Annotated in this window: 19 protein-coding genes; 11 read left to right on the plus strand and 8 right to left on the minus strand. The window is 65.5% G+C overall.

Features of this window, described 5'->3' with window-relative positions; translation table 11 throughout:
* The first annotated feature begins 107 nt into the window (after positions 1–107).
* Positions 108–983, plus strand: a complete 876-nt coding sequence (gene ftsY, locus ACTIAO_RS00855) for a signal recognition particle-docking protein FtsY (protein WP_441904445.1) — start codon at positions 108–110, stop codon at positions 981–983.
* A gap of 21 nt (positions 984–1,004) precedes the next feature.
* Positions 1,005–1,505, plus strand: a complete 501-nt coding sequence (locus tag ACTIAO_RS00860) for a DUF2004 domain-containing protein (RefSeq protein WP_441904446.1) — start codon at positions 1,005–1,007, stop codon at positions 1,503–1,505.
* Positions 1,506–1,508: 3 nt separating this feature from the next.
* Here the strand turns inward: ACTIAO_RS00860 and lipA are convergent, their stop codons facing one another.
* Positions 1,509–2,501, minus strand: coding sequence for a lipoyl synthase (gene lipA, locus ACTIAO_RS00865; RefSeq protein WP_441904447.1), 993 nt, complete (start codon positions 2,499–2,501; stop codon positions 1,509–1,511).
* The gene (gene lipB, locus ACTIAO_RS00870; RefSeq protein ID WP_441904448.1) at positions 2,498–3,151 is read right to left on the minus strand and encodes a lipoyl(octanoyl) transferase LipB; all 654 of its coding nucleotides are present in this window, start codon (positions 3,149–3,151) and stop codon (positions 2,498–2,500) included. Before lipB ends, lipA begins: the two co-directional genes overlap by 4 nt.
* 78 nt (positions 3,152–3,229) lie before the next feature.
* On the opposite strand from lipB, the gene ACTIAO_RS00875 reads away from it, so the two are divergent.
* A complete protein-coding gene (locus tag ACTIAO_RS00875) occupies positions 3,230–3,817 on the plus strand; it encodes a TetR/AcrR family transcriptional regulator (protein WP_441904449.1) in 588 nt (195 codons plus the stop codon).
* Positions 3,818–3,865: 48 nt separating this feature from the next.
* Positions 3,866–5,419 carry a signal recognition particle protein gene (ffh, locus tag ACTIAO_RS00880; RefSeq protein WP_441904450.1) on the plus strand — a complete coding sequence of 518 codons (1,554 nt, stop codon included), beginning with the start codon at positions 3,866–3,868 and terminating at the stop codon, positions 5,417–5,419.
* Positions 5,420–5,687: 268 nt separating this feature from the next.
* Here ffh and ACTIAO_RS00885 read toward each other — a convergent pair whose 3' ends face one another.
* A complete protein-coding gene (locus ACTIAO_RS00885) occupies positions 5,688–7,400 on the minus strand; it encodes an FAD-dependent oxidoreductase (protein ID WP_441904451.1) in 1,713 nt (570 codons plus the stop codon).
* 88 nt (positions 7,401–7,488) lie between these two features.
* Here ACTIAO_RS00885 and ACTIAO_RS00890 point away from each other — a divergent pair, with 88 nt between their 5' ends.
* The gene (locus ACTIAO_RS00890; protein ID WP_441904452.1) at positions 7,489–8,454 is read left to right on the plus strand and encodes a sugar-binding transcriptional regulator; all 966 of its coding nucleotides are present in this window, start codon (positions 7,489–7,491) and stop codon (positions 8,452–8,454) included.
* Between the two features lie 100 nt (positions 8,455–8,554).
* Positions 8,555–10,054 (plus strand): glycerol kinase GlpK, encoded by a 1,500-nt coding sequence (glpK, locus tag ACTIAO_RS00895; protein ID WP_441904453.1) that lies wholly within the window; start codon positions 8,555–8,557, stop codon positions 10,052–10,054.
* A gap of 2 nt (positions 10,055–10,056) precedes the next feature.
* Here glpK and ACTIAO_RS00900 read toward each other — a convergent pair whose 3' ends face one another.
* Positions 10,057–11,202 carry a glutamate--cysteine ligase gene (locus tag ACTIAO_RS00900; RefSeq protein ID WP_441904454.1) on the minus strand — a complete coding sequence of 382 codons (1,146 nt, stop codon included), beginning with the start codon at positions 11,200–11,202 and terminating at the stop codon, positions 10,057–10,059.
* A gap of 207 nt (positions 11,203–11,409) precedes the next feature.
* On the opposite strand from ACTIAO_RS00900, the gene rpsP reads away from it, so the two are divergent.
* From rpsP to trmD, 4 genes are read left to right on the plus strand one after another with little or no spacing between them, the layout of a single operon-like run.
* A complete protein-coding gene (gene rpsP, locus ACTIAO_RS00905; protein WP_441904455.1) occupies positions 11,410–11,847 on the plus strand; it encodes a 30S ribosomal protein S16 in 438 nt (145 codons plus the stop codon).
* A 5-nt stretch (positions 11,848–11,852) separates the two neighbouring features.
* Positions 11,853–12,083, plus strand: a complete 231-nt coding sequence (locus tag ACTIAO_RS00910; protein ID WP_441904456.1) for an RNA-binding protein — start codon at positions 11,853–11,855, stop codon at positions 12,081–12,083.
* 1 nt (position 12,084) lies between these two features.
* Positions 12,085–12,675, plus strand: a complete 591-nt coding sequence (rimM, locus tag ACTIAO_RS00915; protein ID WP_441904457.1) for a ribosome maturation factor RimM — start codon at positions 12,085–12,087, stop codon at positions 12,673–12,675.
* A gap of 20 nt (positions 12,676–12,695) precedes the next feature.
* On the plus strand, positions 12,696–13,397 hold the full coding sequence (gene trmD, locus ACTIAO_RS00920; RefSeq protein ID WP_441904458.1) for a tRNA (guanosine(37)-N1)-methyltransferase TrmD: 702 nt from the start codon (positions 12,696–12,698) through the stop codon (positions 13,395–13,397).
* On the opposite strand, the gene ACTIAO_RS00925 is transcribed toward trmD, so the two are convergent.
* Genes ACTIAO_RS00925 through ACTIAO_RS00935 form a run of 3 tightly spaced genes read right to left on the minus strand, consistent with a single transcriptional unit; the run spans position 13,398 to position 14,808 of the window.
* Positions 13,398–14,222 (minus strand): SURF1 family cytochrome oxidase biogenesis protein, encoded by an 825-nt coding sequence (locus ACTIAO_RS00925; RefSeq protein WP_441904459.1) that lies wholly within the window; start codon positions 14,220–14,222, stop codon positions 13,398–13,400.
* Positions 14,219–14,407 carry a hypothetical protein gene (locus tag ACTIAO_RS00930; protein WP_441904460.1) on the minus strand — a complete coding sequence of 63 codons (189 nt, stop codon included), beginning with the start codon at positions 14,405–14,407 and terminating at the stop codon, positions 14,219–14,221. The genes ACTIAO_RS00925 and ACTIAO_RS00930 overlap by 4 nt, the downstream gene beginning before the upstream one ends.
* The gene (locus ACTIAO_RS00935; RefSeq protein ID WP_441904461.1) at positions 14,407–14,808 is read right to left on the minus strand and encodes a DUF3099 domain-containing protein; all 402 of its coding nucleotides are present in this window, start codon (positions 14,806–14,808) and stop codon (positions 14,407–14,409) included. The genes ACTIAO_RS00930 and ACTIAO_RS00935 overlap by 1 nt, the downstream gene beginning before the upstream one ends.
* A gap of 146 nt (positions 14,809–14,954) precedes the next feature.
* Here ACTIAO_RS00935 and ACTIAO_RS00940 point away from each other — a divergent pair, with 146 nt between their 5' ends.
* Positions 14,955–15,665 carry a beta-ketoacyl-ACP reductase gene (locus tag ACTIAO_RS00940; protein WP_441904462.1) on the plus strand — a complete coding sequence of 237 codons (711 nt, stop codon included), beginning with the start codon at positions 14,955–14,957 and terminating at the stop codon, positions 15,663–15,665.
* Positions 15,666–15,719: 54 nt separating this feature from the next.
* Here the strand turns inward: ACTIAO_RS00940 and ACTIAO_RS00945 are convergent, their stop codons facing one another.
* On the minus strand, positions 15,720–16,427 hold the full coding sequence (locus ACTIAO_RS00945) for an alpha/beta fold hydrolase (protein ID WP_441904463.1): 708 nt from the start codon (positions 16,425–16,427) through the stop codon (positions 15,720–15,722).
* Positions 16,428–16,444 lie beyond the last annotated feature (17 nt).

A 16,444-nucleotide genomic window follows, 5' to 3' on the forward strand; every position in this document is an offset into this window, starting at 1 on the left:
CCGACGGGCGTGTCGACGGCGCGGCAGAGTGCGACACGCCGCGCGTGCTGTGTGTCGTCTGGGTTTTCCGCGCGGCCGTGGTCTCCGCCGCACCGTAGGCTGGAGATATGGTGGAGAAGTCCTGGTCCCTCGGTCGCGCGCTACGCGGCATGTTCGTCAAGCCCACGATCGATGAGACGACGTGGGAAGACCTCGAGACTGCACTGATCACGGCGGACTTCGGCCCCGATATCTCCGAGCGCATCGTCGAGGAGCTGCGTGAGAAAGTCGATCGCTTCCGCACGACGGATCCCCAGGATCTGCAGCGGATGCTGCGGGAAACGCTCGAGGAGCACTTCGCGAAGTTCGACACCACGCTGAAGCTCACCGAGCGTCCCGCCGTCGTGCTCGTAGTCGGGGTCAACGGCGTCGGCAAGACCACGACGATCGGTAAATTCACGAAATTCCTGCGCGGATACCAGCGCAGTGTCGTCGTCGGTGCGGCGGATACCTTCCGTGCCGCTGCGGTCGACCAGCTCGCGACCTGGGCACAGCGTGGGGGTGCGGCGATCGTCCGTCCTCAGCAGGAAGGCCAGGACCCGGCATCCGTCGCGTATCAGACCATCGAATACGCGCAGCGCGAGGGCGTCGAGATCGCGATCATCGACACCGCGGGCCGCCTGCACACCAAGGGCGGTCTCATGGACGAGCTGGGCAAGATCCGGCGCGTCATCGAGAAGCAGGCGCCGATCAGCGAGGTGCTTCTCGTGCTGGATGCCACCACCGGGCAGAACGGTGTCATGCAGGCGGAGGCATTCCTCCAGCACGCCGGTGTCACCGGTCTCGTACTCACGAAGCTCGATGGCTCAGCCAAGGGTGGTTTCGTTCTCGCAGTGCAGGAGCGCACCGGCATCCCGGTCAAGCTCCTCGGCCAGGGTGAGGGAATCGACGACCTCACCGGCTTCACGCCGCACGTCTTCGTGGCATCCCTTGTCGGGCAGTGACAGGACTGGTTTCATAGCGTTATGGCGATCGAACACGACTACTTCGGACTCCTCTCGTCGGGACCGGACGGATCGATCTTCTGGTCCGAGACGGTAGACCTCGGCGACCAGTCGGTGACGGTCGACCTCACGGCGCCGGATCAGGATGACATCTCGCCCGATGCGCTGGATATCGCCGCCGGTCTCATCTCGGGACTCGAAGATGTCGATGACACGGCCCGCCGCGGGATGCTCGCAGAAGTGGATGACCGCACCAGCGAGGTCACCGAGTACATCCTGCAGCAGCAGGAGGCCTACGGCGAAGAGCTGGCGGAGATGCTCGTGGATGTCAGCGGCGACGACTCCGTCGACATCATCCGGTCGCTGAGACTGATGAGCATGACGATCCTCGCCGACGAGCATGGCGGCAGCGAACCCTTTGCTGTGCTCGAGTACGCTTTCGATGCCGATGACACCGACGAGGTCCTGCTGGTGAATCTCGCCTCCGACGGCACCGTGCAGTCGGTGATGAGCGCCGACTGACGCTCAGACGGCCTGAGCGAACCCGAGTTCGGCGCTGGCGGCGATGTGCGCCAAGTGGGGCGGGATCTCCAGGCCCTTCGAGATCATCGACTGAGCCCACAGCCGGCCCGCACGATACGACGAGCGCACGAGAGGACCGGCAAGCACGCCGAGGAAGCCGATGCGCTCTGCCTCCTCCTTGAACTCGACGAACTCGGCCGGCTTCACCCAGCGGGCGACGGGCAGATGACGCGGCGTCGGACGCAGGTACTGCGTGATCGTGATGATGTCGCATCCGGCGTCGCGCAGGTCCTGCAGCGCCTCGACGACCTCTTCGGGTGACTCGCCCATACCGAGGATGAGGTTCGACTTCGTGATGAGGCCGGCATCATGCCCCTGCGTGATCACATCGAGTGATCGCTCGTACGTGAACGCCGGGCGGATGCGCCGGAAGATCCGCGGCACGGTTTCGACGTTGTGCGCGAACACCTCGGGTCGTGCATCGAAGATCTGGCCCAGGTAGTCGGGGTTGCCGCTGTGGTCGTTGGCGAGCAGCTCGACGCCCGTGTTCGGGTTCTGGTCGTGGATCTGCCGCACGGTCTCGGCGTTCAGCCACGCTCCGGTGTCGGGCAGGTCGTCGCGTGCGACGCTGGTGACCGTCGCGTAGCGCAGGCCCATGCGCGTCACGCTCTCGGCGACGCGCCGCGGTTCGTCGGTGTCATAGTCTGCGGGCTTGCCGGTGTCGATCTGGCAGAAGTCGCAGCGGCGGGTGCACTGCGACCCTCCGATGAGGAAGGTCGCCTCGCGGTCCTCCCAGCACTCGAAGATGTTCGGGCAGCCGGCCTCCTGGCAGACGGTGTGCAGCCCCTCATCCTTCACGAGGGCGTGCAGCGCCTGGTACTCCGGACCCATCTTCGCCTTGGTCTTGATCCACTCCGGCTTGCGTTCGATCGGGGTCTCGGCATTTCGGACTTCGAGACGCAGCAGCTTGCGTCCTTCGGGAACAGCGGCACTCACGCGGGAACTCCTTCGTACTCGGCATCCGAATAGTCATCGGCGAAAGCATCCGCCACTGCGGTGACGATATCGGCGGGGGAGATGTCGCGCCCTGCGACCTCGCTGACGGTTGTGACCCCGGCATCGGCGATGCCGCACGGGATGATCCCGCCGAAGCCGGACAGCGAGTTGTCGCAGTTGATCGCGAAGCCGTGCATGGTCACGCCGTTCTGCACACGTACGCCGATCGCGGCGACCTTGTCCTCGCTGAGGGGGCGGTGCACCCACACGCCGCTGCGACCCTCGACCTGATATCCGTCGACGCCGAACGGGCGGAGGATGTCGATCAGCAGGCGCTCCAGGCGCCGGACGTGCGCGACGACGTCCATCGGCTCAGGCAGGCGAACGATCGGGTAGCCGACGAGCTGCCCTGGACCGTGCCAGGTGATCTTGCCGCCGCGGTCGACGTCGATGACCGGCGTGCCGTCCTGCGGCCGCTCGTGCTGCTCGGTGCGCTTGCCTGCGGTGTAGACCGCCTCGTGCTCGAGCAGGATCAGCGTGTCGGGGCGTGTTCCCTCGACCACGTCGTGATGGACCTGTCGCTGCAGCTCCCACCCGTCGAGGTAGGGGACGAACTGCGGTGCGAGACCGGCAGGGAGAATGTCGAGCATGATCGCCTTCCGAATTGTTGGATGCCGTCTAACAATACATCTTCGAGAATGCTGGGATGCTCGCGATACGGTGAGTCCGTGAGAAACGAGCCGCGCCCAGGACGTCCCCGCGCTTCGTCGCGCGAGACGCTCGCCGAGGCGGCCTGTGAACTCTTCCTCGAGCAGGGGTACGAAGCGACTTCCGTCGCCGACATCACCCAGCGCGCCGGTGTGAGTCGCTCGAGCTTCTTCAACTACTTCTCATCGAAGAGTGACGTGCTGTGGTCGGGGCTCGACGCGCGGATTCACCACGCTCTCGAGGCGCTCACCCAGTTGGGGCCGGATGCTGATGCCGCTGCCGTACGCGGCATCCTGCAGAACGTGGTGCATGACTTCGCGCCCGACCCCCTCGCCCTCGCGCTTCGCAACGCGCGAGCGATGGGTCTGGAACAAGAGCTGGTGCGCGACACCGGGCTGCGCACAGCTCGCCTGGCCGACGGGATCTCGCAGGCCGCGCGCCGCAGCGGAATCGCACCGATTCCTGCGGACATTCTGGGCGCTGCGCACGCAACTGCCGTGTTGTCGGCGCTGCGCGTCTGGGCCGAGCGCGGTGCAGGGCACGATGCCCCTGAGTCGCTGGTGAACGAGGCTCTGGGCAGCATCCACGATCTTCCCTGGCGCGGCTGACGCCCGAGGTCGGGTCCGCGGCGTCGCTCGCGTAGAATCGAGAGCACCATGGCTACCTTTGGCACGCTCTCCGATCGGCTGACCGAAACCTTCCGCAACCTTCGCACGAAGGGAAAGCTCACCGCGGCCGACGTCGACGGCACCGTGCGCGAGATCCGTCGCGCACTGCTCGACGCTGACGTCGCACTCGTGGTCGTGAAGGAGTTCACCGCGAAGGTGCGCGAGCGCGCACTCGGCGACGAGGTCAACAAGGCGTTGAACCCGGCCCAGCAGGTCGTGCAGATCGTCAACGAGGAGCTCGTGGCGATTCTCGGCGGCGAGCAGCGCCGACTGGCGTTCGCGAAGACACCGCCGACGGTCATCATGCTCGCGGGTCTTCAGGGTTCGGGTAAGACGACCTTCGCCGGAAAGCTCGCCAAGCAGCTCGAGAAGGACGGTCACACTCCGCTCCTCGTGGCCGCCGACCTCCAGCGCCCCAACGCCGTGAATCAGCTTCAGGTCGTCGCCGAGCAGGCCGGGGCGACCATCTACGCACCTGAGCCCGGCAACGGAGTCGGCGACCCCGTCAAGGTCTCACGCAACGGCGTCGAGCACGCACGCCGTCAGCAGCACGACGTCGTCATCATCGACACCGCCGGTCGCCTCGGCGTCGACGCCGAGCTCATGAAGCAGGCATCCGACATCCGCAAGGCCGTGGACCCGGACGAGGTCCTGTTCGTCATCGACGCGATGATCGGTCAGGATGCCGTGAACACGGCGAAGGCTTTCCAGGAGGGCGTCGACTTCACCGGGGTCGTCCTCTCCAAGCTCGACGGCGATGCCCGCGGTGGCGCCGCGCTCTCCGTGGCCTCTGTCACGGGCCGTCCGATCATCTTCGCGTCAACGGGTGAGGGGCTCGACGACCTCGAGGCGTTCCACCCCGACCGCATGGCGAGCCGCATCCTCGACCTCGGCGACATCCTCACCCTCATCGAGCAGGCACAGCAGGCATTCGACGAGGACGAGGCCCAGAAGGTCGCCGAGAAGCTCGCGAACGAGGCCTTCACCCTGGAAGACTTCCTCGACCAGCTTCAGCAGATGAAGAAAATGGGCTCGATGAAGAAGATGCTGGGGATGCTCCCCGGCATGGGCCAGATGAAGCAGCAGCTCGAGGACTTCGATGAGAAGGAGATCGACCGCACCGAGGCGATCATCCGATCGATGACCCCCGGTGAGCGTCACAATCCGAAGGTGCTCAACGGCTCCCGTCGCCTGCGCATCGCCAAGGGGTCCGGAATGACCGTGACCGACGTCAACCAGCTCGTGCAGCGCTTCGAGCAGGCCGCGAAGATGATGAAGACCGTCGCACGCGGCGGAACCCCCAACATCCCCGGCATGGGAGCGATGCCCGGCATGACCGGCCGCCCTGGTGCGTCATCGAAGCGCGGCAAGAAGGGCAAGTCCAAGAGCGTTTCGCGTTCAGGGAACCCGGCCAAGCGCGCTGCCGAGAATGCCGGACTCCCGACCGGTCCCTCGACGGGATCAGGCTTCGGTCTGGGCGGTCAGAAGGCGCCGAGCGAAGCCGACCTCGCCGAGATCCAGAAGCTGTTCGGCAAGGGCTGAGAACTGGTTGTAGCTTCGACTCGCTGGCGCTCGCTCAGCCCGTTTCGTCTCGCTCCGCTCGCTCAACGACCCGCGTAGGCAACCGGGTGTGTCTGCGTTTCGTCTCGCTCCGCTCGCTCAACGACCCGCGTAGACGTCCACGCCGTGGGCCTCGCTCAACGGCCCGCGTAGGCCGCCGGGTGTGTCTGCGGGTCGTTGAGCGAGGGAGCGCAGCGACCGAGACGAAACGCGTTGAGCGACGAGCGCAGCGAGGAGTCGAAACGGGGGATCAGCCCGCGACCACTTCCACCGCATCGACGTCCACGCCGTGTGCCTCACGCAGCTGAGTGAGGGTGTCCTCGATCTCGGCATCCACTCGTGCGGCATCCCAGTCCATCAGGGGAGCGAGTGCCTCGGCGATCGCGCGCACATTCGTGGCATCCGCGTCGCCCGTGAACGCGAGGCTCGTGCGACGGAAGACGATGTCGGCGACGTGGCGCACCTTCTCCTGCTCGACCATCCAGACGAGTTCCCGGCTCGACAGTGCCGTGCCGACGACCGGTGAGTCATCGTCCTCGTCGATGAAGGCTGCGACATCGGCGGCACGCGTGCCGTAGCGGACGAACAGCACGCGTCCGCGCTCGTCATCGCCGACGTTCGCACTGAGCCATTCGAGCTTCCGCCGCGGCGTCTTCGGATACCCGTTGCCACCACCGATGCGCACACCGGCGGTGCCGACGACACGCTGGCGCCCGAGTTCGCCGAGCACGTGGTTTGCGAGATTTTCACCGAGCGAGCGGAACGTCGTCCATTTTCCGCCGACGAGACTGAAAACGGCGGGCCGGTCGGTCTCCTTGCGGCGTTCGATTCGATAGTCCCGCGAGACGAATCCGGGAGCGGTGTCGTCGTGGTGGGGCAGCGGGCGGATGCCGGAGTATCGGTACACGATCTGCGAACGGTCAACCGAAATCGTCGGGAAGACGTGCCCGATCAGGTCGAAGAAGTACTGCACCTCTTCCTCGGTGCAGCGGGCAGGCTCGCGAGGATCGGCCTCGATGTCGGTCGTTCCCACGAGGACACGCCCCTTGAGCGGGTAGATGAGCACGATGCGCCCATCCGAGTGTTCGAAGAAGATCTCGCGTCCGCCGGTGGCTTCGAGGAGCTCGGGGTGATCGAGGACGATGTGCGAGCCCTTTGTGCCGCCCATGAAAGCGGTGTCGGTGCCGAGTGCCTCATTGGTGAGGTCGGTCCAGGGGCCTGCGGCGTTGACGATGACGTCGGCCTGCACGGAGAATTCTTCACCGGTCTCCCGGTCGCGCAGCCGCACACCGGCGTCGTCCAGACCGATCGCCTCGACGTAGTTCAGGGCACGGGCGCCTGCGTGCGCATCTTCCCCATCGCGGAGCACGTCCAGCGCGAGGCGCTCAGGGTCATGGACGGAGGCGTCGTAGTACGTCGCGGTGTACTTGATGTTGTCATCCAGGTGGGGGAGCTGCTCGAGCGACTTCTTGCGCCCGTGGAAACGGTGACGGGGAACGCTGCCGCCATCACGGGAGAACGTGTCGTAGAGGGTGAGTCCGATCTTGATCAGGAACGCTCCGCGCTCCTGCGGCTTGCCCTGCTTGTGCGTCAGGAACCGCAGGGGAGCGGCGAAGATGCCCGAGAACGTGGAGTAGATCGGGATCGTGGTCTGCAGGGGCTTGACGTAATGCGGAGCGGTCTTCAGCAGGCCATTGCGCTCCTGCACGGATTCCCTGACGAGACGGAACTCGCCGTTCTCGAGGTAGCGGATGCCGCCGTGGATCATGTGACTGGATGCCGCCGTCGCGCCGGACGCGAAATCATCGCGCTCGACGATCAGCACATCGACACCCTGCATCGCAAGATCACGGAACGTAGAGATCCCGTTGATGCCTGCGCCGATGACGATCACGCTCGTGCGCCCGCTCTCGCGGACTGCGCGGACGCTCCCTCGCTCGGTCGGATTGATGGCAGCGCTCATAGTGTGTCTCCTCAATGGCTTCACCGTATATTCTGATCCGATCAGCACACCCGCGCAAGCAGGCTGCACGAATGTGCAAGGAGGCACGATGTCGAGCAAAACGCCGGACGATCCGAAGGCGGCTCCTGCGCTGCGCGCAGCGCAGCTCTATTACCTGCAGGACATGACGATGGATGCCATCGCACGAGATCTCGGAACCTCCCGGTCGTCGGTATCCCGGCTGCTCAGTCACGCGCGCGACACGGGCCTCGTCGAGGTGCGCATCCACCCGCCGCAGGAGCAGGAGCTGCGTCTGGAGGAGGCGATCCGCGCCCGCTTCGGTATCGCAGCTCACGTCGTGCCCACGCCGCGGAGCCTGTCGGATGTCGAGCGCTTCGAGCGTGTGGCCATGAGCGCCGCACGGCAGCTGCCCCTCTACTTCGACTCCAACATGACCCTCGGGATCGCATGGGGATCGACGCTGGACGCTATCAGCAGGCATCTGCCGAAGAAGGAGACGCACAACTCGACGGTCGTGCAGCTCAACGGCGCCGGAAACACCTTCACCAGCGGTGTCGACTACGCCAGCGAGATTCTGCACCGATTCGGCCAGGCATTCGGGGCTGCCGTGCAGCAGTTCCCGGTGCCCGCCTTCTTCGACGAGCCGCTGACGAAGGAGGCGATGTGGCGAGAGCGCAGCACCCGGCGCGTTCTGGATCTGCAGGCGCGTGCGGACATCGTGCTGTTCGGGCTCGGATCGCCCTTCGCCGAGGTACCCAGCCGTGTGTACATCGGCGGGTATCTCGACCGCTCCGATTACCGGAGCCTGCGCGAGGAGAAAGTGATCGGCGACGTGGCAACCGTGTTCTTCCGTCAGGACGGGAGTTGGAAGGACATCGAGCTGAACAAGCGCGCGACAGGGCCCACGTTCTCCGTCCTCTCGCGCGTATCGCGGCGGATCTGCGTCGTGTCCGGTGTCCAGAAACTGCCGAGCCTGCGCGGTGCGATCGCCGCAAGACTCATCACAGATCTCGTGCTGGACGAGCACCTGGCAGAGCAACTCGTCGACGAGTGATTCCCGTGCACGTTCGTGCACGGTGGCCGGGCGGAGCAGCCTGCTTCTCCTAGGCTGGACATCACGCAGACAGCGCCGTCACCAGCTGGAGAGAACACCTATGCACATCGTCGCCATCGACCAGGGAACCACCAGCACCCGTGCCATCGTCTTTGATGATTCCGGGTCGATCGTCGCCAGTGGTCAGAGCGAGCACGAGCAGATCTTTCCGCGCGCGGGGTGGGTGGAGCACGATCCCGCAGAGATCTGGGACAACACGACTGCCGTCTTGGGCGAAGCGCTGGAGGCCGCACGCATCACCGCCGCAGATGTCGCCGCGATCGGAATCACCAACCAGCGCGAGACGACGATGGTCTGGGATCGCAAGACCGGACAACCTGTGTGCAACGCGATCGTCTGGCAGGACACCCGCACGCAGCCGCTCATCGACGAACTCTCCGCTGACGGTGGGATCCGCCGATTCGCGGACGTGGCAGGTCTGCCGCTGGCAACGTATTTCTCAGCATCCAAGATCGCCTGGATCCTCGACAATGTCGACGGCGCCCGGGAGCGCGCGGACACCGGCGATCTGCTCTTCGGCACCACCGATACCTGGGTGCTGTGGAACCTGACCGGAGGTCCGGATGGCGGGATCCACGCCACCGATGTGACCAACGCCAGCCGCACGCTGCTGATGGACCTGCGCACACTGGACTGGGATGACACCCTCCTCGAAGCGTTCGGTGTTCCGCGCACGATGCTCCCCAGCATCCGCTCCTCCTCCGAGGTCTACGGCGAGGTCAAGGGAACGGCACTGGACGGCATCCCGATCGCTGCGATCCTCGGCGATCAGCAGGCCGCGACGTTCGGCCAGGTCGCTTTCGACCGCGGCGAATCGAAGAACACCTACGGCACCGGAAACTTTCTCATCGTCAACACCGGTGAGGAGATCGTCGAGAGCGAGAACGGCCTGATCACGACGGTCGCATACCGACTGGGCGAGGACGCGCCACGATATGCGCTGGAAGGCTCGATCGCGGTCACGGGATCACTCGTGCAGTGGCTGCGAGACAACCTCGGCCTGTTCGAGGAGGCCGCCGATGTCGAGGAACTCGCCCTCGGCGTCGAGGACAACGGCGGCGTGTACATCGTGCCGGCATTCTCCGGCCTCTTCGCCCCGTACTGGCGTCCGGATGCGCGTGGCGCGATCCTGGGCCTGACCCGCTTCGCCCACAAGGGCCACATCGCTCGTGCGGCGCTCGAAGCCGTGGCGTTCCAGACCAGAGAAGTGCTGGATGCTGTCGCTGCAGATACCGGCGTGACGCTGGACGAGCTGCGGGTCGATGGGGGAATGGTCGCCAACGACACCCTGATGCAGATCCAAGCCGATATCCTCGGCGTTCCGGTCGTACGACCTGCTGTGAGCGAGACGACGGCGCTGGGAGCGGCGTACGCGGCTGGTCTCGCGGTCGGCGTCTGGTCGGACCTCGACGCACTGCGCGATATGTGGCGCGAAGACGCCCGGTGGGAACCCTCCATCGACGAGGAGGATCGCGAACGCCGCCTCGCCCGTTGGCGCAAGGCCGTCACCCGCACCTTCGACTGGGTCGACGAAGACTGATCTCAGATCACGGGTGCCCCGGGGCCGGACCGGAATTCCCGGATCAGATGCTGCACGACTTCGCGGAGGTCCCCGTCGGCTGCCTCCGCGACCCGGAGCTGTCGCTGATAGCTCGCACCCGAGTCGAGGATCGTCCTGGCCGCTGCGAACTCGGTGGCGCAGCCGAGGTCAGAAGCTGTGGGCGCCAGCTCGTCGAGCATCTCCGCGACGTGCTCGTGGACCAGCTGCTGGGTGCCCGCAGCATCGACGATCAACCGAGCATCCATGCCATAGCGTGCAGCACGCCACTTGTTCTCGCGGTGGTACCAAGGCGGCAGGGTCGGCAGGGTCTCCCCGGCATCGAGCAGGCGGGAGAAGTGCTCCACGAGCACCTGCGTGATCGCCGCGATTGACGAGAGCTCGGTGAGGGTGGAGAGCCCATCGCAGGCACGCACCTCGATCGTTCCCCAGCGCGGGGCCGGCCGGATATCCCAGCGCACCTCGGTGGCATCTGCCATGACGCCCGTGCGGACCATGTCGTCCAGATACCGTTCGTAGTCACCCCACGAATCCAGAGCCCAGGGGAGGCCTGCGGTGGGGAGCTGCTGGAAGACCAGTGCGCGGTTCGAGGCGTAGCCGGTGCGCTCTCCCGCCCAGTACGGGCTCGATGATGCGAGTGCCTGGAGGTGGGGGAGGAATGCGGTCAGTGCGCCGATGATCGGCATGACCTTGTCACGACTCTCGACGCCGATATGGACGTGGATGCCCCAGATCATCATGTTGCGTCCCCACCACTGGGTCCGCTCGATGAGCTGGTGGTAGCGGCTCTTGTCCGTGACCTGCTGGTCGAACCACTGGGCGAATGGATGACTGCCGGCCGAGAGCAGCTCGATTCCGGCCGGATCCGTGGTCGCGCGAACTGCGGCAATCGCAGCGGCGATATCACCGATCGCATGCTCGACGGAGTCCCCGACCCCGCTGGTGACCTCGATCGTGTTCGTGAGCAGCTCACCGGTGACCGTATGGCGTTCCGGGGCGCTCTCCTCTTCGAGTGCCTCGAGCAGCTCGGGGGCACGACCCACGAGATCACCGGAGTCCGGATCGGCCAGCATGATCTCCCACTCGAGACCGACGCTCGAGCGCGGGGAATCTGCGAATTCCTGCTTCACGAGCACAGTCTGACACGCAACGCCCGTCACATCCGACATGCCTGTGACGTCGTTTCGCGCGTCGCGCCAGAATCTGGCAGAATAGAGGGTCGGACGACGTTCTCGACCCTCTATCCAGATCGCGTCCACTCATTTTGAGCTTCCGCCGGGTGTGCACCCCACTCTCCAGGCGATCAGTTCGTTCATTCCACACCATTCAGGAGAATCGTGGCTGTAAAGATTCGTCTCAAGCGCTTCGGCAAGATCCGCGCGCCCTACTACCGCATCGTCGTCGCCGACTCGAAGACCAAGCGCGACGGTCGCGTGATCGAGGAGATCGGCAAGTACCACCCGACCGAGCAGCCCTCGTTCATCGAGGTCGACTCAGAGCGCGCGCAGTACTGGCTCTCCGTCGGCGCGCAGCCGACCGAGCAGGTCGCCGCCATCCTCAAGCTCACGGGCGACTGGGGCAAGTTCAAGGGCGACAAGGACGCGAAGTCCACCGTCCAGGTCAAGGAGCCCAAGGCTCCCTTCGAGATCGACGCATCGAAGAAGTCGGTCGTCAAGCCCAAGGCCGAGAAGAAGGCCGAGCCGGTTGCTGAGCCTGTCGAAGCACCCGCCGCTGACGCGGAGGCCGCTGAGGCTCCCGCCGTCGACGCAGAGTAATCGCCGTGCTCGCCGCCGCGCTCGAACACATCGTCAAGGGGATCGTCGATCACCCGGAGGATGTCCGCATCAACGCTTCCACCTCGCCGCGAGGCGATCTGCTCGAGGTGCGCGTGCACCCCGACGACCGTGGACGCGTGATCGGGCGCGGCGGCCGCACCGCAAAGGCATTGCGCACGCTCATCTCCGCACTCGCGGATGGGCAGCGCGTCCGTGTTGACGTCGCGGACGACTGACGTGGTCGTGAGCGACCGCAATCAGGGCAAGAACCAGCTGCGCGTAGGGCGCCTCGTCAAGGCCCATGGCCTCAAGGGCGCGCTCAAGCTGGAGCTGTACACCGACAACCCCGATCGTCGATTCGTTCCGGGTGCTGAATTCACGTTGCAGGTGCCTGAGGCATCTCCGTGGCACGGCAAGTCCATCACCGTACGCGAGTACCGGGTGATGAACGGCAACTCCGTCGTCTTCTTCGAAGGCGTCGATGATCGGGAAGCGGCCGAGGGACTGGCTCGCGCCATCCTGTGGATCGATCAGGATGCTGACGAGCCGGAGGACAACGCCTGGTACGACCACCAACTCGTTGGACTCGATGTCGTCCGTGACGGACAGGTCATCGGCACACTCGTCCGAGTCGAGCACCTTCCCGCCCAGGATCTGCTGATCGTGAAGGCCGCCAGCACGGGCGACGAAGTCATGGTTCCATTCGTCGAGGCATTCGTCCCCGCCGTCGAGCCCGCGGCAGGTCGCGTGATCGTCACGCCTCCCGCCGGACTCTTCGAAGAGGTTGCGCAGCCCGAGGCGGATGCTTCCGGCGACACCGCTGAGTGATCGATCACTACGATCAGCATATGAAGATAGACGTCGTCTCGATCTTCCCGTCGTATTTCGACGGACTCTCCCTGTCTCTGCTGGGCAAGGCGCGTGCGACAGGCATCGTCGACCTGCGCATCCATGACCTGCGCGACTGGACCGGAGATCGTCACCGCACTGTGGATGACACGCCGTACGGCGGGGGTGCAGGCATGGTCATGAAGCCCGAGCCCTGGGGGCTCGCGCTCGATGAGCTCGCGTCCTCGTCGCCCTCCGAGGCGGCTGGAGCGCCGACCATCATCTTCCCCTCGCCTGCCGGCGAGGTCTTCCGGCAGAGCACGGCGCGCGAATTCGCACAGCGTGAGCACCTCATCATCGGCTGCGGCCGGTACGAAGGCATCGACGAGCGCGTGTTCGAGTACGCCGCGACACTCGGCGAGGTACGCCTGGTGAGCCTGGGCGACTATGTTCTCAACGGCGGTGAGGTCGCGGCGATGGCGATGATCGAAGCGGTCGGACGTCTGATCCCCGGAGTCGTGGGAAATCCTGCGAGCCTCGTCGAAGAATCGCATGAAGACGGGCTGCTCGAGTACGGCTCCTACACCAAGCCATCGGTCTGGCGTGACCGCGCAGTGCCCGATGTCCTGCTCAGCGGCAACCACGGCGCGATCGCGACGTGGCGCCGCGAACAGCAGATCGAGCGCACCAGGGCACGTCGCCCCGACCTGCTCTCAGACTGATCAGACGGAGACGTTCGCGTCGTCCAGCAGCTCGTCCTCCGCGTCGGCATCCCGGTCGCGTCGGCGCCCCTTCTTCTCCGGGGCCGGTCGTCCCTCGAGCTCCTCGCGGCGCTTCTGGATCTCGGTGCGGATCATGTAGAAGATGAAGATGAAGCCCATCACGCCGAACAGAATCCACTGAATCGCGTATGAGAGATGCGGCCCGGGGTCTTCTGTCGGGCTCTCGAACGCGCCGAGCGCAGTCTCCGGCGCCGGTGATTCCTCGACCAGCTGCCCGTAGGCGCTCACGATGACATCGTCACCGATCGATGAAGCAATCGTCGGCAGGTGGATCGTGGGCACCTGCCCCTCGGGCGCGCTGCGCCCGGAGGAAGGCAGCTGCTCTCCCGGCCGCAATCGAACGACCACAGTGACTTCGCCGGCGGGTGGGGCTGCGACAGCATCCGGCAGGGCCCCTTCGCCGGGCGCCACCCAGCCACGATCGACGATGAAGATGCGTCCATCCGCATCGCGGAACGGGACGAGCACCTCGAAAGCACTCGTGCCGCCATGCGGCCGGTTGCGCACGAGCACCTGCTCATCGCTGAGGTACTCGCCGGTCAGAATCACGGGATGCCAGGTGTCACCAGCATCCAATGCGCCATCGGAGGCGATCAGGTCGCCGAGCGGGACAGGGGCTGCGTCATAGTTCTGCTCGACCAGAGCGATATCAGCAGCACGCGTTTCGTTGCGATCGAACTGCCAGTTCGAGAGGAACACGCACGCGATCGCGAACGCGATCGCGATCAAGACGTAGACGCCCCACCGGACGAATCTGTTGTTCATTCCGGCAGCCCCTCACGCACGCTGACCGGAAAATCCCGCGCGGCCAGATAATCATGCAGAAACGCGACGTGCTCATCGCACGCCAGCCAGATCTTCTCGCGGTCAGCGGCGTGGATGCGCGGGTTGCGCCAGACAACCTGCCGCGTCGCCGCGTTCCGGCAGCCGGCCCGGGAGCACTCGTGCATCACTTGTCGTCGTCCTCGGAACGTTGGGGATCAGCGGCAGGCGGGACAACGGTCGGATGCTCCGGCAGGGACGCACGCTCGTTGACGGTGAACACGCCGGACGTCGCTGGCGGGGCATCATCGCGGTGCGGAGCGGCGGTGAGCTCCTCCACGGGTGATTCTGCGGGCTGCGTGCGAGTCGGGCTGACGGCATTCGCGAAGACGACGGCGATATAAGGCAGCACCGCTGCGGAGAACGCGAACACCCACGTGTACCAGCCGTACGGGGTCACGAGCACTGTCAGGGCGAAGCAGGCCATGCGAATGCCCATCGTGATCCAGTACCGGCGCACACGAGTGTTCGCCTCATCCTGCGGGGATTGCGGGAGGGACGTCACAGGGGCGGCGGATGACTGCTTCACGATCATCCCAGCCTACGCCGCGCTGCTGGACCCGGATGCTCGATCGTCACAGCTCCCACGCCCCGCCGCGTGAGTACCCGCCCCGATAGGATGGCTCCCGGCCGCTCCGTCGGTCCGGAACGATCAGCCCCGTGGGAGAGAAAATCATGAGTTCAGAACGCGTCGTCCTCGTCACCGGTGGCAATCGCGGCATCGGCCGAGCGATCGCGGAGCGTTTCGTGCGCGACGGATACCGCGTCGCCGTCACCGCCCGCAGCGGTGAGGGGCCCGAAGGAACGCTCACCGTGCGTGCAGATGTGACGGATGCTGCGTCCATCGACGCGGCCTTCACCGAGGTCGAATCCACTCTCGGGCCCATCGAGGTGGTCGTGGCGAACGCCGGGATCACCAAGGACACGCTTCTCATGCGCATGAGCGAAGACGACTTTGACAGCGTCGTCGCAACGAACCTCGGTGGTGCTTTCCGCGTCGTGAAGCGCGCATCGAAGGCGATGCTGCGTGCACGATTCGGTCGCATCATCCTCATCTCCAGTGTCGTGGGGCTGTACGGCTCGGCCGGTCAGGTCAACTACTCCGCATCCAAGAGCGCATTGGTGGGCTTTGCCCGTTCGCTCACGCGTGAACTGGGAGCGCGGGGGATCACGTCGAATGTCGTCGCACCGGGCTTCATCGAGACAGACATGACCGCGGAGCTCCCCGAAGAGACCCAGAAGCAGTACAAGGCGAGCATTCCCGCCGCACGTTTCGCCACACCGGATGAGGTTGCGGGTGTCGTCACCTGGCTCGCCAGCGATGACGCCGCGTACATCTCCGGCGCCGTCATCCCCGTCGATGGCGGTTTGGGCATGGGCCACTGAGGCAGCGGCTCAGGAAATCGCGGCCCAGGAAATCGCGGCCCAGGAACTCGCGACCTAGGGTCTCGCGACCCGGGGCTCGACCGCGGCGAGGATCAGCTCGGCCAGCCGATCCGGCACGCTGAACTGCGGCCAGTGTCCCGAGCCGATACGAACGACCTCCGCGTCGGCGATGGCACGATACTCGTCGCCGTACGCACCCCAGCTGTCGATACCGGATTCGAACTGGACCTGATCAATCGATCCCATCAGCAGCGTGACCGGTACGCGGTGACGCTCGCCATCGAGGATGATCGGATCGGTCGGCACCTTCGCGGGGACACTCCGAGTGAGCGGCTCGGTGCGCGCCCGTGTGGGCCCATCCAGGTCCGAAACGTCTTCGGCGGGGAAGAACTCCCACCCGGGGAACGGGATCACTCCATCGACGATCGGGAACTCCGAGATACCCCGGCCAGGAGCCGGAGGGATCGTGTCGACGAAAACCACTCGTGCGACCTGACTTGCACGTGCATCCGCCGCGCCCCACACGACGTTCCCGCCACCGCTGTGGCCTACGAGCACCACGGGACCGCTGATCCCGTCGATCCGCTCGATGACTGCTTCAACCCAGTCCGCGATGCCGATGTCGGCCGACAACGACGCTGGCTCGTCGGTTCCGGGCATCGTCAGGGCGTGCACACGGTGCCCTGCTGCGCGAAGATCGGCGGCGATCGGATCCCATGAGGATGAATCGAGCCAGAGACCTGGTACGAGAACGATGTCCATGCCCCGACGCTACGCCG

It is taken from the genome of Microbacterium sp. (assembly GCF_052099035.1).
Lineage (GTDB): Bacteria > Actinomycetota > Actinomycetes > Actinomycetales > Microbacteriaceae > Microbacterium.

Excerpts from the sequence above, each read along its gene's own strand:
- ACTIAO_RS00925 (WP_441904459.1), bottom strand. The coding sequence starts at position 14,222 with ATGAACAACAGATTCGTCCGGTGGGGCGTCTACGTCTTGATCGCGATC.
- lipB (WP_441904448.1), bottom strand. The coding sequence starts at position 3,151 with ATGCTCGACATTCTCCCTGCCGGTCTCGCACCGCAGTTCGTCCCCTAC.
- ACTIAO_RS00890 (WP_441904452.1), top strand. The coding sequence starts at position 7,489 with ATGTCGAGCAAAACGCCGGACGATCCGAAGGCGGCTCCTGCGCTGCGC.
- ftsY (WP_441904445.1), top strand. The coding sequence starts at position 108 with ATGGTGGAGAAGTCCTGGTCCCTCGGTCGCGCGCTACGCGGCATGTTC.
- glpK (WP_441904453.1), top strand. The coding sequence starts at position 8,555 with ATGCACATCGTCGCCATCGACCAGGGAACCACCAGCACCCGTGCCATC.
- ACTIAO_RS00885 (WP_441904451.1), bottom strand. The coding sequence starts at position 7,400 with ATGAGCGCTGCCATCAATCCGACCGAGCGAGGGAGCGTCCGCGCAGTC.
- ACTIAO_RS00930 (WP_441904460.1), bottom strand. The coding sequence starts at position 14,407 with ATGCACGAGTGCTCCCGGGCCGGCTGCCGGAACGCGGCGACGCGGCAG.
- ffh (WP_441904450.1), top strand. The coding sequence starts at position 3,866 with ATGGCTACCTTTGGCACGCTCTCCGATCGGCTGACCGAAACCTTCCGC.
- trmD (WP_441904458.1), top strand. The coding sequence starts at position 12,696 with ATGAAGATAGACGTCGTCTCGATCTTCCCGTCGTATTTCGACGGACTC.
- ACTIAO_RS00940 (WP_441904462.1), top strand. The coding sequence starts at position 14,955 with ATGAGTTCAGAACGCGTCGTCCTCGTCACCGGTGGCAATCGCGGCATC.
- ACTIAO_RS00860 (WP_441904446.1), top strand. The coding sequence starts at position 1,005 with ATGGCGATCGAACACGACTACTTCGGACTCCTCTCGTCGGGACCGGAC.
- ACTIAO_RS00945 (WP_441904463.1), bottom strand. The coding sequence starts at position 16,427 with ATGGACATCGTTCTCGTACCAGGTCTCTGGCTCGATTCATCCTCATGG.